Origin of the sequence: Bradyrhizobium sp. LB8.2, assembly GCF_040548035.1 — a bacterium.
In the GTDB taxonomy this organism is placed as follows: domain Bacteria; phylum Pseudomonadota; class Alphaproteobacteria; order Rhizobiales; family Xanthobacteraceae; genus Bradyrhizobium.
This window is the reverse complement of sequence record NZ_JBEPQV010000029.1, coordinates 44296-59278: the sequence shown is the minus strand read 5'-3', so window position 1 is coordinate 59278 and position 14983 is coordinate 44296. Positions and strand designations below refer to the sequence as shown.

General features: G+C 65.1%; 13 protein-coding genes. 4 read left to right on the top strand and 9 right to left on the bottom strand.

Annotation, left to right across the window (positions count from 1 at the left end):
• Nucleotide 1 precedes the first annotated feature (1 nt).
• Together ABIB06_RS28975 and ABIB06_RS28970 are read left to right on the top strand one after the other, a co-directional pair.
• Nucleotides 2-1504 (top strand): AMP-binding protein, encoded by a 1503-nt coding sequence (locus ABIB06_RS28975; RefSeq protein WP_247346854.1) that lies wholly within the window; start codon nucleotides 2-4, stop codon nucleotides 1502-1504.
• Nucleotides 1505-1589: 85 nt separating this feature from the next.
• Nucleotides 1590-2813: a GGDEF domain-containing protein gene (locus tag ABIB06_RS28970; RefSeq protein ID WP_354047819.1), complete on the top strand. Its 1224-nt coding sequence runs from the start codon at nucleotides 1590-1592 to the stop codon at nucleotides 2811-2813.
• 375 nt (nucleotides 2814-3188) lie between these two features.
• Here ABIB06_RS28970 and ABIB06_RS28965 read toward each other — a convergent pair whose 3' ends face one another.
• The 4 genes from ABIB06_RS28965 to ABIB06_RS28950 all read right to left on the bottom strand — a co-directional run bounded on the left by ABIB06_RS28965 (nucleotide 3189) and on the right by ABIB06_RS28950 (nucleotide 7797).
• Nucleotides 3189-3317, bottom strand: coding sequence for a hypothetical protein (locus ABIB06_RS28965; protein WP_256467602.1), 129 nt, complete (start codon nucleotides 3315-3317; stop codon nucleotides 3189-3191).
• 216 nt (nucleotides 3318-3533) lie between these two features.
• Entirely contained in the window at nucleotides 3534-3743 is a 210-nt protein-coding gene (locus ABIB06_RS28960; RefSeq protein WP_247346851.1) for a cold-shock protein, read from the bottom strand.
• Between the two features lie 248 nt (nucleotides 3744-3991).
• A complete protein-coding gene (mfd, locus tag ABIB06_RS28955; protein WP_354047822.1) occupies nucleotides 3992-7510 on the bottom strand; it encodes a transcription-repair coupling factor in 3519 nt (1172 codons plus the stop codon).
• Nucleotides 7507-7797: an FAD assembly factor SdhE gene (locus ABIB06_RS28950; RefSeq protein ID WP_247346849.1), complete on the bottom strand. Its 291-nt coding sequence runs from the start codon at nucleotides 7795-7797 to the stop codon at nucleotides 7507-7509. Before ABIB06_RS28950 ends, mfd begins: the two co-directional genes overlap by 4 nt.
• A 184-nt stretch (nucleotides 7798-7981) precedes the next feature.
• Here ABIB06_RS28950 and recG point away from each other — a divergent pair, with 184 nt between their 5' ends.
• Nucleotides 7982-10090: an ATP-dependent DNA helicase RecG gene (gene recG / locus ABIB06_RS28945; RefSeq protein WP_354047824.1), complete on the top strand. Its 2109-nt coding sequence runs from the start codon at nucleotides 7982-7984 to the stop codon at nucleotides 10088-10090.
• On the opposite strand, the gene panE is transcribed toward recG, so the two are convergent.
• From panE to ABIB06_RS28930, 3 genes are all read right to left on the bottom strand, one after another.
• Nucleotides 10087-11016, bottom strand: coding sequence for a 2-dehydropantoate 2-reductase (gene panE, locus ABIB06_RS28940; RefSeq protein ID WP_354047826.1), 930 nt, complete (start codon nucleotides 11014-11016; stop codon nucleotides 10087-10089). The two genes, recG and panE, sit on opposite strands and share 4 nt — an antisense overlap.
• A 79-nt stretch (nucleotides 11017-11095) precedes the next feature.
• Nucleotides 11096-11959, bottom strand: coding sequence for a helix-turn-helix domain-containing protein (locus ABIB06_RS28935; RefSeq protein WP_354047828.1), 864 nt, complete (start codon nucleotides 11957-11959; stop codon nucleotides 11096-11098).
• A gap of 106 nt (nucleotides 11960-12065) precedes the next feature.
• The gene (locus ABIB06_RS28930) at nucleotides 12066-12455 is read right to left on the bottom strand and encodes a nuclear transport factor 2 family protein (RefSeq protein WP_354047830.1); all 390 of its coding nucleotides are present in this window, start codon (nucleotides 12453-12455) and stop codon (nucleotides 12066-12068) included.
• A 179-nt stretch (nucleotides 12456-12634) separates the two neighbouring features.
• Here ABIB06_RS28930 and ABIB06_RS28925 point away from each other — a divergent pair, with 179 nt between their 5' ends.
• Nucleotides 12635-13150, top strand: a complete 516-nt coding sequence (locus ABIB06_RS28925) for a P-loop NTPase family protein (RefSeq protein WP_354047832.1) — start codon at nucleotides 12635-12637, stop codon at nucleotides 13148-13150.
• Between the two features lie 28 nt (nucleotides 13151-13178).
• Here the strand turns inward: ABIB06_RS28925 and ABIB06_RS28920 are convergent, their stop codons facing one another.
• Nucleotides 13179-14048, bottom strand: coding sequence for an NAD(P)-dependent oxidoreductase (locus tag ABIB06_RS28920; protein ID WP_354047834.1), 870 nt, complete (start codon nucleotides 14046-14048; stop codon nucleotides 13179-13181).
• A 104-nt stretch (nucleotides 14049-14152) separates the two neighbouring features.
• On the bottom strand, nucleotides 14153-14923 hold the full coding sequence (locus ABIB06_RS28915; RefSeq protein ID WP_247346839.1) for a DUF502 domain-containing protein: 771 nt from the start codon (nucleotides 14921-14923) through the stop codon (nucleotides 14153-14155).
• Between the last annotated feature and the right edge of the window lie 60 nt (nucleotides 14924-14983).

Below are 14983 nucleotides of genomic sequence, written 5' to 3'. Positions count from 1 at the left end.
CGTGAACCAGCCAACCGTATCGCCGACGCTCGACACGCTGTTTCAGCGCACGCTGACGCGGCAGCCGCATGCGCTCGCTCTGCTCGACCCCCTGAACAAGTTCCGGGTGACCGGGCACCAGCCGCGGCGTATGAGCTATGCCGAGGCTGACACGGCCATCGAGGCGCTGTCGGCCTATTTCGTCGAATCGGGCCTGCCGGCCAATTCCGTCGTCGCGATCCAGTTGCCGAATACGGTCGAGTTCGTGCTCACGGTGCTAGCCGCCCATCGCGCCGGCCTGGTCGTCGCCGTGCTGCCGCTGCTCTGGCGCCATGCCGAACTGACCGCCGCCCTGAACCGCACCGCGGCGCGCGCCATCGTCACCATGAGCACGGTCGACGGCGTCAGCTATGCCGATCTCGCAATGCATGCGGCCGCCGAAGCCTTCTCGATCCGCCATGTCTGCGGTTTCGGCACCGACCTGCCCGAAGGCATGGCCTCGCTCGACGATGTACTGGCCCGCCCGCCCGGCATCGCGCGCACCGTGATCCAGGATGGCCGCAAGGCGGCGATGATCTCCTTCGACGTTACCGCGGAAGGCTTTCGTCCGGTGCCGCGCCCGCATTTCAGCCTGATCGCCGCCGGGCTCGCGATGTCGCTAGAAGCCGACATCAAGCAGGGCGCGACCGTGATGGCGGCATTCACGCCGATGTCGTTTGCCGGCCTCGCCTCCTCGCTTGCGGTGTGGCTGCTGTGCGGCGGCGCGCTGGCGCTGCATCATCCGTTCGAGCATGACGTGCTGGAGCAGCAGATCAACGAGCACGAATGCGACGTGCTGATCGCGCCGGCGCAGTTTGCCCAGCGGCTCGGCGATTCCGATATGCCGGCGCGGATGCCCACCTTGCGCAATGTCATCGGCCTGTGGCGCGCCCCCGAGCAGGTGGCGGCGAGCGAGGCCTGGATCGCGGCGCATGCGCCGTTCACGGACGTCTATCTGTTCGGCGAGGCCGGATTGTTCGGCGCTCGGCGTGGCGAGGACGGCATGCCGGTGCCGGTGATGCCGGGACCGCACGGTGCGCCGCGCGAGCAGTCGGGCTCGTCGATCGCCGGCGAGATTTTGCTGACGCCGAAAGGCACGCTCGGCCTGCGCGGCCCGATGGTGCCGATCGCGGCGTACGCCCCGCCGCCGCCGGTCGGCGACACACTGATCGCGCAGCCCCCACGCGACTATGTCGACACCGGCTATGCCGCGCGGCTCGACCGCCCCAGCGGGGCGATCTGCATCACCGCGCCGCCCTCCGGCATCATGGCCGTCGGCGGCTACCGCTTCCTCTCCAACGACCTGCAGGAATGGGCGCGCCGACTCGGCCAGGGCGCCCTCCTCACCGCGCTGCCCGACCGGCTCTCCGGTCACCGGCTGGCGGGCCGGGCCCAGGACAATGCCCGCGCCCGCGAGGCGCTCAACGAACTCGGGCTTAACCCCCTGATGGTCGAAGCTTTTCGCGACCGTTCCGGGCCGGTCTAGGCGCAGTTTCGACTAATCCATTGACGCTGCATTAAGGCGGGCGGACTAGATTGCGCAGCATCGATTGCATGATCAGAGTTGCTCGATGTCCCAGGCCGGCCCGATCCTGTTTGTGTCCAACGTCGAGCGGCCGGCCTTCATTGCAACGCTGGACGAGGCGCGATTCTTCCCCGTGGTCGACACCGGCTGGGCCGGCGCGGTGCGCGCGGTCGAAGAGCTGCAGCCGGCGGTGGTTCTCGCCGCGATGCATGCCGGGCACGAGCCGCATCTGGCGCCGCTCGCCAGGAAGATCGCGGAGCAATCGCCTTACCTTCCCTTCGTGGCCCTGGACGCGGCGGGCGCGCTCCCGCACAACGCCCTGCCCTTCTCATCGCGCGGCGGCCATTCCGACCGCCTGATCGCGCGGCTTCGCGCCGCGCTGCGCATTCGCACACTTCATGCCACGGTGTTGCGCCGGCTGCCGGAAGTGAAAGTCGCGCTGCCGGAGGCCGACCCCGCACGTGATGCCACGGTGCTCCTGATCGGCCGCGGCGCGGCTTACCCTGCGCTCTCTGTCGCGCTCGGCGAGCGCGTCGGGGTCGTCGGCGCGCTCTCGATCGAGGCCGCGGCCAAACATCTCAACACCCGCGACCTCGACGGCGTCGTGCTGGCCGAGGGTTTTACGGCCCGCGTGACGGATGCCTTCCTCACGGTGCTCGCCGAGGATACCCGGTTCCGCAGCCTGCCCGTGATCCTGACTGCGCACCAGCTGACGCAGACTTACGATCTGCCCAATCTCGAGCTGATCCCGGGCGACCCAGCGAAAGTCGCCGCCAACGCGCTGCCCTTGATCCGCCAGCACGCGATGGAAGCGCAACTGAGCCGCACGCTGCGCTCGATCGATGCCGGCGGCTGGCTCGACCCGCGCAGCGGCCTGCTCACGGTGGAAGCTTTTGCCCGCGATTTCGCCAAGGCGGTCGAGCAGACGCTGGCCCGCGGCGGCGGCCTCTCGGTCGCGCGCTTCGCCTTCGACCCCGGCAATTCCCGCGCCCAGCTCGATGCCGCCCGCATTCTCAGCCGCCTGATGCGGCAGATGGATTTTGGCGCGGCACAGAAGGACGGCTCGGTCATCGTCGCGTTCGCCGAAACCGACTTCCGCACCGCCCACATGATCGCCCGCCGCCTCTCCGCGGTGATGCGGCACACGTCGAACGGCAAGCACGAGATGCGCAGCGATCCCGTGGTCTCGGTGGACTCGCTGTCGCCGTCGGATACGGCAAGGTCGCTGCTCGGGCGGCTGTCCGCCGAGGCGTCCCGCGCGGCGTCGTAGAGCACGAGCAGCCTCGGTTCGCTGATCTCATGCCCTTTTTGAACGTTCGCCGTAGAGCTCGGGCTGTTCAGGCCATCACGAGCTTGATCTGACCGTCTTCAAAGCTTCCCATCGCGAGAGCGTCGCGAGCCATCTTGTCGATGGCTGGCCAATTCGCGAGAAGATATTTCTGTGCCTTTCGTCGGGAAGGTGGTTTGCAAAATGCAGCTCTGTCGAGCGTTCCCATTCGCGATCTGAAAGGATACGGCTTGGGGGCCTTCAATGGTCTCTTGTTCGGTGGGTTCGGGAAGCTTGCGCATACTGCTCCTGCGTAGAATTTTTCGAATGAATTCGCTTGATATCTGCGGGTTCAACGAACCGGCGGAATGACCACATCTAGTCGACGCAGGCGGTCCCAGTGGCGATCGTCTTGGCCTTCGCCAGGCGCTTCGGCCTATGCTCGAGGCGGGGCTGCGTGTTGCGGACGGCCTCGGTCAGCATCTGGCGGAGCTCAGCCTTCGTCATGGGAGCTTGCCGCGCGCTCGACTTCTGCCAGTTTGCCATGCCCCTTATATGGGGATGCTCACGCTAAACGCCACTATTCGCTCCGGAGGATGATCGGGCCCCTCTGCATACGGGGTCATAAAAAACCCGCGGCCGGTGAACCGGTCGCGGGTCGTAAGAACCAGAGGCTCTGCCAGTACATCCGTGGTCAAAGCGACATAGCACTAATCGCGCAGCTTACACAGCGCGCAGATCCTCAGCAGCAGACTTGCCGGTCCGGCGGTCTGCAACGACTTCAAAAGAAACCTTCTGCCCCTCGTTGAGGGTGTTCATGCCGGCGCGTTCAACGGCGCTGATGTGAACGAAGACATCCTGGCTGCCCTCGTCCGGCTGAATAAATCCGAAGCCCTTTTGGCTGTTAAACCACTTCACAGTTCCCGTCGTCATGGGGGTCGTCCTTTAAGATAGATAAGCGTTTGGCCGCGCTCAGAAGCGCGGTCTGTGTCGTCGAGATCTGGAGGGAGAGTCGTCAGTCAGGCGCGCTTTTCAGCGGCGAGGCCAAGTCGTTCGGCCGAAACTCGATAAAATGAAGGTAACTACGGTTCGGTCATTCCGCAAGTGGGCACGCGTCGCTGTTTTGATCAGGGTGCGGAGCATCGTTTCGCGCTACGCCGCCTCCGGAAACGCCACAGGCCCTACGCCGCCTTCTTGCTGTGCGCGAGCTGCGCCAGCTGCCGCATGATCTCCGTGGTGCCGGCGAGACGCTCCTCCGGCGTTTCCCAATCCTGTAGGAACACCACCTTCATGTCAGGCCGCACCTTCGCGGCCTGGCCGTGGCTGCGGATGAACGTCACCAGGCGATCGGGATGGGCAAAGGAATTGTCGCGGAAGGCGATGACGGCGCCCTTCGGGCCGGCATCGATCTTCCCGACATTGGCCTGGCGGCAGAATGCCTTGATCGCGGCGACCTTGAACAGATAGCGCACCTCGTCCGGCAGCACGCCGAAACGATCGCGCATCTCGGCGCCAAAATTCTCGATCTCCTCCTCGCTGTCGAGATCGGCGAGGCGCCGGTAGAGCGACAACCGCACCGAGAGATCGCCGACATAATCCTCCGGAATGAGCACGGGCATGCCGATCGTGATCGAAGGCGACCAGCGGTCGGCCGCGGGCTCGGAGACGCCGGCCTTGAGATTGACGATCGCCTCCTCGAGCATCGACTGGTAGAGTTCGAAGCCGACTTCCTTGATGTGGCCGGACTGCTGCTCGCCCAGGATATTGCCGGCGCCGCGGATATCAAGGTCGTGCGAGGCGAGCTGGAAGCCCGCGCCTAGCGTCTCCAGCGATTGCAGCACGGTGAGGCGACGCTCGGCCTGCGCGGTGATCTTCTGCTGCGCCGGCAGCGTGAACAGCGCATACGCCCGCAGCTTGGAGCGGCCGACCCGGCCGCGGAGCTGATAGAGCTGGGCCAGGCCGAACATGTCGGCGCGATGCACGATCAGCGTGTTGGCATTGGGGATGTCGAGGCCGGATTCCACGATCGTGGTCGACAGCAGGATGTCGAACTTGCCGTCGTAGAACGCGGTCATGATGTCCTCGATCACGGCGGGCGGCATCTGCCCGTGCGCGACCGCGACCTTCATCTCCGGCACGTTCTTGTCGAGGAAATCCTTGACCTCGGCGAGGTCGTCGATGCGCGGCACCACGTAGAACGCCTGGCCTCCGCGATAGCGTTCGCGCAGCAGCGCCTCGCGGATCATCAAGGGATCGTGCGGGGCGACGAAGGTGCGCACCGCGAGACGGTCGACCGGGGGCGAGGCGATGATCGAGAGCTCGCGCACGCCAGTCAGCGCCAATTGGAGCGTACGCGGGATCGGCGTCGCCGAGAGCGTCAGCACGTGCACCTCGGAGCGGAGTGCTTTCAGCCGTTCCTTGTGGGTCACGCCGAAGTGCTGTTCCTCGTCGACGATCAGCAGGCCGAGGTCGCGGAACTTGATCGATTTGCTGAGCAGCGCATGGGTGCCGACGACGATGTCGACCGAGCCGTCGGTGAGACCGTTCTTGACCAGATTGAGCTGCTTGGTCGGTACCAGCCGCGAGGCCTGCGCGACCTGCACCGGAAAACCCTTGAAACGCTCGATGAACGTCTTGTGGTGCTGGCGAGCCAGCAGCGTGGTCGGCACCACGACCGCGACCTGCTTGCCCTCGAGCGCCACCGCGAAGGCGGCGCGCAGCGCCACCTCGGTCTTGCCGAAGCCGACGTCGCCGCAGATCAGCCGGTCCATGGGACGGCCGAGCTCGAGGTCCTTCAGCGTGGACTCGATCGCGCCAAGCTGGTCCTCGGTCTCGTCATAGGGGAAGCGCGCGCAGAATTCGTCATAGAGGCATGGCTGCACCGGCAGCTTTGGCGCCTCGTGCAGATGCCGCTCCGCGGCGATCTTGATCAGCTCGCCCGCGATCTCGCGGATGCGGTTCTTCAGTTTTGCTTTTCGGGTCTGCCAGCCGGAGCCGCCCAGGCGATCGAGCTCGACCGTGGTCTGGTCGGAGCCGTAGCGCGACAACAGCTCGATGTTCTCGACCGGCAGGAACAGCTTTGTCTCGGCGGCATAATGCAGCTCGAGGCAGTCATGCGGCGCGCCGGCGACGTCGAGCGTCTGCAGGCCGATGAAGCGGCCGATGCCGTGATCGACGTGGACGACGATGTCGCCGGCGGCAAGGCTCGTCACCTCCGAGATGAAATTGTCGAGCTTGCGGCTCGCCTTGCGCGGCCGGACCAGGCGGTCGCCTAAAATGTCCTGCTCGCTGATCAGCGCGATCTCGTCGGTCTCGAAACCGCTTTCGAGGCCGAGCACAGCGAGCATGGTCTCGTTGCGCGGGGTCGCCTGCACCGTGCGCCAGCTGTTGACGCTGGTGGTGTGGGTCAGCTTGTGGTCGCGCAGCATCGAAATCATGCGGTCGCGCGAGCCTTCGCTCCACAGCGCGATCACGACCTTCTTGCGCTGGGCGTGCAGCGCCATCACGTGACTGACGACGGATTCGAACACATTGACGGTGGTGTCGTTGCGTTCGGGCGCGAAGTCGCGGCCCTTACGCGCACCGGCATCGACGACACTCGTACCATCGGCCGGAACCGAGAACTGCGTCAGCCGCACCAGCGGCATATCGCCTTCGCGCCTGGTCCATTCCTCGTCGGTCAAATAGAGCCTGTCAGGCGGCAGCGGCTTGTAGATGGCGCCGCCGCCCGGATGCTCCATCGCATCGCGGCGGGCCTGGTAATAGTCGAGGATCTGCTTGAAGCGCTCGCGGACGGCGTTCTCGGCCTGCGGCTCGATCGCGACGGCCGCGCCTTGCAGATAGTCGAACAGCGTGTCCATCCGGTCCTGGAACAGCGGCAGCCAGTGCTCCATGCCGGGATGGCGGCGGCCCTCGCTGACGGCCTCGTACAGCGCATCGTCGCGCTCGGGCGCGCCGAATTCGGCGACATAGCCCATGCGGAAGCGGCGGATGGTGTCGGTGACCAACTGGAATTCGGAGATCGGAACGAGGTCGAGCGCGCGCATGTCCAGCAGCGTGCGCTGGGTCTCGGCGTCGAAGGTGCGGATCGATTCCAGGCTGTCGCCGAAGAAGTCGAAACGCACGGGCTGGTCGAGACCGGCAGGAAACAGGTCCAAAATGCCGCCGCGCACGGCGTATTCGCCGGGTTCGCGCACGGTCGAGGAGCGGTTGTAGCCGTTGTGCTCGAGCCAGGCGATGATGGTGTTCATCGGCACGACGTTGCCGGGCGCGACGGACAGCGCCTGCGCCGCGACGAGATCGCGCGAGGGCACGCGCTGCACGGCGGCATTCACCGTAGTCAGCACAATCAGCGGCTTGTCGCTGCCGGTCAGGGACGCCAGCCGTGCCAGCGTGGTCAGGCGCTGGGCGAGGACGCCACCATGCGGCGAGACGCGGTCATAGGGCTGGCAGTCCCAGGCCGGGAAGGTCAGCACCGGCAGGTCGGGCGCGAAGAATTGGAGCGCGCGTTCGAGCTGCTGCATCCGCGGCCCGTCGCGGCAGATCACCGCGAGACTGACGGCCGGCTTCTTCGGCCGTGCCGCGATGGCGCGCGCGAGATCGGAGACGACGAGACCCTCGGCGCCCTCGGCGACATTGGCAAGCGTCAGCGCGCGGCCGGGCGTGAGCAGCTCGGCCGGAGATTTCATCCCCTGCTTCATACGTCGCTGTCCGCGATCGGGTAGGCCTTGATGCGGGCAAACAGCGCGCCGGTGACATCAGCCGGCAGCACCTTGTCGCCGATAATGGCGGCATAGAGATCGGGATCGTTGACCTCGAGCAGGATCTCGAGCTGCGTCAGTTCGTCATCGGACAGATTGCCGATCTCGGCATCCGCGAAGCGGCCGAGAATAAGGTCCATCTCGCGCGTGCCGCGGTGCCAGCAGCGGAACAGAAGCCGCTTGCGGCGGTCGTCCAGGCCGTTGCTCGATCGTGTCGTGCCCGTCATGTCTTTATTCCAGTCAAACGCCGAAAGCCCGGACGTGCCGGGCGGGGGTGGTATAACCACTCGGACCGTCCATGTCAGCCCTCGATTTATCATGGCCCGCTGCCCGCGCAGGGATGCGAAAAAAGACGTGGATGCCTTACATAAAGCCGGGCATGACGGGTCGAAACGATCCTAGATTCGCCTGATGCGCCCCAGCCTGCTCAATCCGCTGTTTGCCCCCGTGACCAGCCTGCCCGGCGTCGGTCCGAAGCAGGACAAGCTGCTGCAGTACCTGCTCAGCCGCAACGAGACGCCGCGGCTGGTCGATCTGTTGCTGCATTTGCCGAGCCAGGTCATCGACCGCCGCGCGCGGCCGAAGGTTCGCGACGCCGTTCAGGGAACCATGGTGACGCTGGAGGTCACCGTCGACCGCCACCGCCCGCCTCCGCCCCGCAATGCGCGCGCGCCCTACCTCGTCTACGCCAGCGACGACACGGGCGACGTCGTGCTGACCTTCTTCCGAGCCAAGCCAGGCTATATCGAAAAGCTGCTGCCGGTGGGCGAGAAGCGCTACGTCTCGGGCACGCTGCAGATGTATGACGGCATCCCGCAGATCGTGCATCCCGACCGGGTGCTGGACGAGGAGGCGGTTTCAAAACTCTCGGGCATCGATCCGGTCTATCCGCTGACGGAAGGGCTGGCGCTCGGCTCGCTGCGTCGCGCGGTCGCGCAGGCCCTGCAGAAGCTGCCGGCGCTGCCGGAATGGATCAGCCCCGAGGTGCTGCGCCGCTGCAGCTTCCCGCCGATCGCTGAGGCGCTCACCCGCGTGCATCAGCCGATCGAACTCAGCGACATTCTGCCTGACCAGCCGTTCTGGTCGCGCCTCGCCTTCGACGAACTCCTGGCCGGACAACTCGCGCTCGCCCTGATTCGCGCGCAATTGCGCCGCCCGGCCGGCGTGCGCAACGCCGGCGACGGGCACCTCCGCAACAAGATCATCGACGCCCTGCCCTATGCGCTGACAATCTCCCAGCGCGATGCCGCGGCGGCCATCGCCGAGGATCTGCAACAACCGGTGCGCATGCTGCGCCTGCTGCAGGGCGACGTCGGCTCGGGCAAGACCGTGGTCGCGCTGCTGGCCGCCGCCGCCGTCACGGAGGTCGGCAAGCAGGCGGCGCTAATGGCGCCGACCGAAATTTTGGCGCGCCAGCACATCAAGACCATCGCCCCGCTCGCCGAGCGCGCGGGAATGCGGGTCGCGATCCTCACCGGCCGCGAAAAGGGCAAGGAGCGGCGGGAGCTGCTGGCACAACTCGAAGCCGGCGAGATCGACCTGCTGGTCGGCACCCACGCGTTGATCCAGGACGATGTGATCTTCAACGACCTCGCGCTTGCCATCGTCGACGAGCAGCATCGTTTTGGCGTGCGCGAGCGGCTGGCGCTGACGTCAAAGGGCGCAGCCGTCGACGTGCTGGTGCTGAGCGCCACGCCGATCCCGCGCACGCTGGTGCTGACCTATTTCGGCGACATGGACATCAGCGAATTGCGCGAAAAGCCGGCCGGCCGCCAGCCGATCGAAACCCGCACCATATCGATGAGCCGTATCGAGGAGGTCACCGATAGCATCGGCCGCGCGCTTCTATCAGGCAAACTGGTCTACTGGATCTGCCCGCTGGTCGAGGAGTCCGAGGCCGAGGGCACTGAACACCTGACCAATGCGACCAAGCGTTTCGAAAGCCTGCAAAAGCGGTTTGGCGACCGCGTCGGCCTCGTCCACGGCCAGATGAAGGGTACCGAGAAGGACCGCGTGATGGGCCAATTCGCCGCCCACGAGATCGGCCTGCTGGTCGCGACCACCGTCATCGAGGTCGGCGTCGACGTGCCGGCGGCGACGATCATGGTCATCGAGAATGCCGAACGCTTTGGCCTCGCCCAGCTCCATCAATTGCGCGGCCGTATCGGCCGCGGCTCGGAGGCCTCGACCTGTCTCCTGCTCTACTCCGAGCCGCTTGGCGAGATGTCGAAGGCGCGGCTGAAAGTGATCCGCGAGACCACTGACGGTTTTCGGATCGCCGAGGAGGATTTGAAGCTGCGCGGCGAAGGCGACGTGCTTGGCGTGCGCCAGAGCGGCCTGCCCGGCTACCGCATCGCCCGCCCGGAGGTGCACGGCCAGCTCATCACGCAGGCCCGCGACGAGGCGCTCCGCATCCTGAAGGACGATCCGAAGCTCAAGGGCGAGCGCGGCGAGGCGCTGCGATCCCTGCTGTATCTGTACGAACGGGACGAGGCGATTCCGTTGATCGGAGCGGGTTAGCTGGCCGCTCTCTGCCGCCCAACCTCATAGGCCGCCACATGCGCGCGCGCTAAATTCAATAGCGGCGTATCGATACCCAGCGCACGAGCCCGGTTGGCCATATCGCCGAGGATATGTTCCGCCTCCGTCGCGGAGCCGCGCTCGATGTCCCGCAGCATCGACGCCTTGAGCGGAGAGTTCGCCGTTGTGAAAAGCTTCCGATCGAACTCGATGAACGGCGCTCGTGGCTCAAAACTTGAGGCCGTCGCCACGGCACAGCATTCCGCAAACAGACGGAAGATGGACTCCTCGCCCTTCGGCACCGTCAGAATGTCTCCGATGCTTGCACGCATCAGGCAGGTGATACCGGCGAGTGTGCTCAGCTGGACGAATTTCTCCCACATGTCCTGCATGATCGATTCGCTGGCGCGCACGTCGATACCGGGGATCTTGAGCAGTGACTGCAGCGCGAGCACGCGCTCACTGAACGATCCCTCGATCTCACCGAATACGATGGTCTGATTGGCCATGAACTGAACGACACGACCATCCGCATCGAGCCCGGCACTGACGTTCGCCAGCCCGCCGAGGACCTGCGCGGCGCCGAACCGCGCAGTCAGGGCGTCGATATGTTTCAACCCGTTGAGGATCGGCAAAATCATCGTGCTGGCGCCAACGGCCGGTGCAAACTCGCTCATCGCGTCATCGAGCGAGTAGGATTTTACGCCGACGAGCACGACGTCAAAGGGGTCCTTGAGATCGTTTGCGAGGACCAGCTTCGGCTGTACGGCAAAGTCGCCGTGCGGGCTCACGATCCTCAATCCATCGCGCCGCAATTGCTCCGCCCGCCCGGACCGCACCAGGAAGGTCACGTCAGCGCCCGCTCGGACCAGGCAAGCTCCGTAATAGCCTCCGAGCGCTCCCGCGCCGATCACCAGCACTCTCATTCGAACTCCCGCGTGAAATCACATGTCATGCTTCGCGCATTCAGCCATCGCCCACTTGGCAGGGCAAGCAGATTTCGCTTCAGCCCAGGCCCGCTTCAGTGCGGCGTCGACCTTCTCCTGAATGTACCAGCAAAAACCTGCCGTGCTCGGCTTCGGTCGCCTCGTTGGCGGGGAACATGCACTCGAGCCGTAGTTCCTCTGCAGTGACCGCCTGCGGCGTTCCGACCGTCGTGATCAAGGAGAAATAGTCCAGCGTCACACCGTCCTTGACGAAGGACAGCGGGATCATCGGCATCGCATCGGAGGCCGAGGGCGCACGCCATTCCGGCTTCACCCCGGGGTACTGCGACAATTCCTCCAGCAGCGCCTTCGTCCTGATATCGACGACGTGCCCGACCGCCTCGCGATACACCCGTGCGAGCAGTCCGCGGGCAGTCTGCGGCCAGTTCGCGATGAAGGGACGCATGCCGTCCGGATCGAACATGAGATGCAGCAGGTTTCGTGGCGTCGGCCGCGCCGACATGTCGACGAAGCAATTGAACAGAAGCGGCGCAGCCTCGTTGGTCATCAGCACGTTCCAATATCGGTCCATGACGATGGCGGGAAACGGCTCGTGCTGACGCAGCATGCGTCGCAGAGCATGGTTGATGCTCGTCATGGCCGGCGTGTCGAACGCTGGATCAGCATAGGACGGCGCGTAGCCGGCGGCCAGCAGCAGCTCGTTTCGCTCACGCAGCGGGACGTCGAGGGCTTGCGCAAGATCGAGCAGCATCTGGCGGCTCGGAACGCTGCGGCCGCTCTCGACGAAGCTGATGTGCTTCTGCGAAACACCGGCGTCGAAGGACAGGTCGAGCTGCGTCTTGCCGCGAATGTCTCGCCATTGACGCAGGAGAGCGCCCGCCGAATTGGCGCGTGTCTTGAGGGCGCTGGCCATCGCTTTCATGGTCGGTCGGTCCTTCCCGTCGATCTGCGGTATCGTCAACACCCATGGGCGGCGGTGCGTCGGTATACCCGAGGCGCCGCCGCCGCTAGTAGCAGGTTCGAGGCGATCAACCGAAGGCGACCGGGCCCATGGCGCCGACCCAGTGCCGTACCTTGGTAGCGTCCGTCTCGTCCATGTAGAAGAAGTGCGTCATCGTGGGATGCACCGCCTTCATCGAGGGATCATCGGGTGTCATGTCGACGACGCCGCGAAACACCTTCAGGGAGCCTGCATCCCAATATTCGGTGACGCGATGCAGCGCGGTGAAGCCGCTGTCGATGAAGGCCTTCAGATTGGCGCGGATCGCTTCCCGCCCCTTCCAATCGGCGACGCCGAGATTGCAGACGGCATCCTCCGCAAAACAGTCGAAACCTCGTCCGAAGGTCTTGTCGTCGATCTCCTTCCACATGTCGAGCAACCATCCCGGCGGCTCCGTTCGCGTAAACACGACTTGCATATCTCTCTCCTCATGCACCGACACACGCGCGACAGGAGGCTTGATAGGACGGCTTCCTGTCGGGTGAATAACGTGGAGAGTAGTCAAGCTGCGAATTGGCTCAATTACATCCGAGGTAATAAAGCGGGTTCAGAAGCCGTCCTCTTTCCCAGAGCCCGACTTTATGGAACCCTGCGGCAATGCGCCGGATCATCGTCGTTGGCTGCCAGGGTAGTGGAAAGACGAGCCTCTCCCGGAATCTCGGGCAAAGGCTTGGGCTGCCCGTGATTCATCTCGACGTGCTCTACTGGCGGCCGGGCTGGAAGCCATCCGACAAAACGAGCTTTCGAACGCGCGTAACTGACGCGATCGCGGGCGATGCGTGGGTTGTCGACGGCAGCTTCTCGGGACTTACCTTCGATCTCACGCTCGCGCGCGCCGATACACTGGTCGTCATCGACCGCCCGCGCTGGCTCTGCCAGTGGCGCATTCTCCTGCGCTCCGCCTTCGATCGCGACACAACACGGCCTGACCTCCCAGAGGGGTGCCCCGAACAATTCGACTGGAAACTGATGCGCGAGGCTTGGCGCTACGACACCGAGCGCGCGCCTGTCATCGAGGCCGAACGTGCGCAGTATGGCGCTGACGTCCCGGTCGTGCGATTGAGACGCGACCGGGACATCCAGGGTTTTCTGGATTCGGTGCACGGCATATGATCGACGGCCGTAATGTGAGACCGGACGATCAGGCTTTCTTCTGCGCGATACGCGCGGCGAATGCCTTCATCAAGTCGGCATCCGCCGCCTCGCCTTTCGCGTCCTCGGCGAGATGCTCGAACCAGCGCGCAAAGCCCTCGTAAATCTGGCTGGCCGGATGATCGGGTCCGAGGAAACCGGAAATCTCCCGCATCTCCGCGACCCAGCGATAGGCCTTCGGGATCATATCCGGCAGCGCGACTTCGAGCCGGGCAAGGACCGCGGGTTGGCTCATTGCGAGCTCGTCACGCAGCGCATCGGCCGCGCCCGCTTTCGTTGCCGCGACCACCATCGCCGCGCCGATGCCGGCGAGTCCCTTGACGATGCCGGCATAGGACATTTTCAAAGCCGAGGCTGCGCCGACCGGGCCCTCGACGATCCGCACGTCGAGCCCAAGGTCTTTGAGAACAGCGACGTCGCCGGCATGCTCGCCGGACATGTAGAAGGCCGGGCTCTTGCCGCCGGGCTGCGGCGGGAATCCGATGATGCCGGCATCGACGAATGGCGCCTGTGCCGAGCCGATGATCTCCTCGATCCTCATCACGGTATCGACGTTGACGGCGTTGCAATCGACCACGACCGGTTTCTTCTCGCGCCGGACGATCAGTCCCGCCAGCCGCTCGGCGAGCGCCACAGCTTCGCCCGGCGGCACGATCGAAAGGATAATGTCGGCGTCGGCGATCTCATCGTCCTCGGCGCCGATCATGCCGGCATCCGCCGCGCGCTTGCGCGTCGCCTCGCTCCGCCCTTTCAACGACGTCAGCACGCGCGCACCGTGCTCGCCAAGGCGGCGGGCCACGGCGCTGCCCATGGCACCGGGCGCGAGGATCGCAATGGTCTTTGACGTCGTTTTGGACATCATGCACTCCAGATCGAATCCGAGCGACGCGCTCAGTTCAACCGGAGACTAGCAGAGGACGCGGACGCCCGCGTCACCGGCGGCCATCCCTGGGAGGAATGGCTCTACTCCACCTTCGCAGGCTGGGCCTGGAGCGCCGAGGCGTTGGCAATGCGCGCGGCGTTCGCCATGCCCGCGAGCGCGGCGGCCTTCTTCGGGTCGGGCGTAGAGCCCGGCTGCACCACGCCAGCCGACATAATCAGGGTCGCGGCATCCTCGGTGCTCATGTCGACCTCGACGATCTTGCTCTTGGGGACGTAGAAGAAGAAGCCGGTGGTTGGGTTCGGCGAGCACGGCAGGAACACCGAGACGTGCTCCTCCTGACCCGGCAGGCTGCGAGAGACGTCCTCGTTCGGCGATTGCGAGATCAGCACGATCGACCACATGCCCGGCGAGGGAAACTCGACCAGGCCGACTTTGCGGAAGCTCGAGCCCTTGCCCGAGAACAGCGTCTCGAATACCTGCTTCAGGCCGCGGTAGATGGCGCGCACCGCCGGGATCCGGCCAAGGAAGGTCTCGCCGACATCGACCAGGGTCCGGCCGATGAGATTGGCCGCGAGGAAGCCGACCAGAGTCAGCGTGAAGAATGCGACAATCAGTCCCCAGCCGGGGATGACATACGGCATGTAGGTTTCAGGCCGATAGGCCAGCGGCACGAACGGCCGCACCACGCCATCAACCCAGGTGACGAACCACCAAACCAGATAAAAGGTGATCGCAACCGGTCCCGTCACCACGAGGCCGGTGAGGAAATAATTGCGGAAACGGCCCATCAGGCCGGTATGCGGTTCCGGCGCGGGATCAAGCGGCGCAGGCGCGTCGTCGCGGGGGGTCATTCGGGTTCCAGGTCGGTCGCAGCACACAAGCTAGGGTCTTCTAGCAGGTTTTGGAAGACC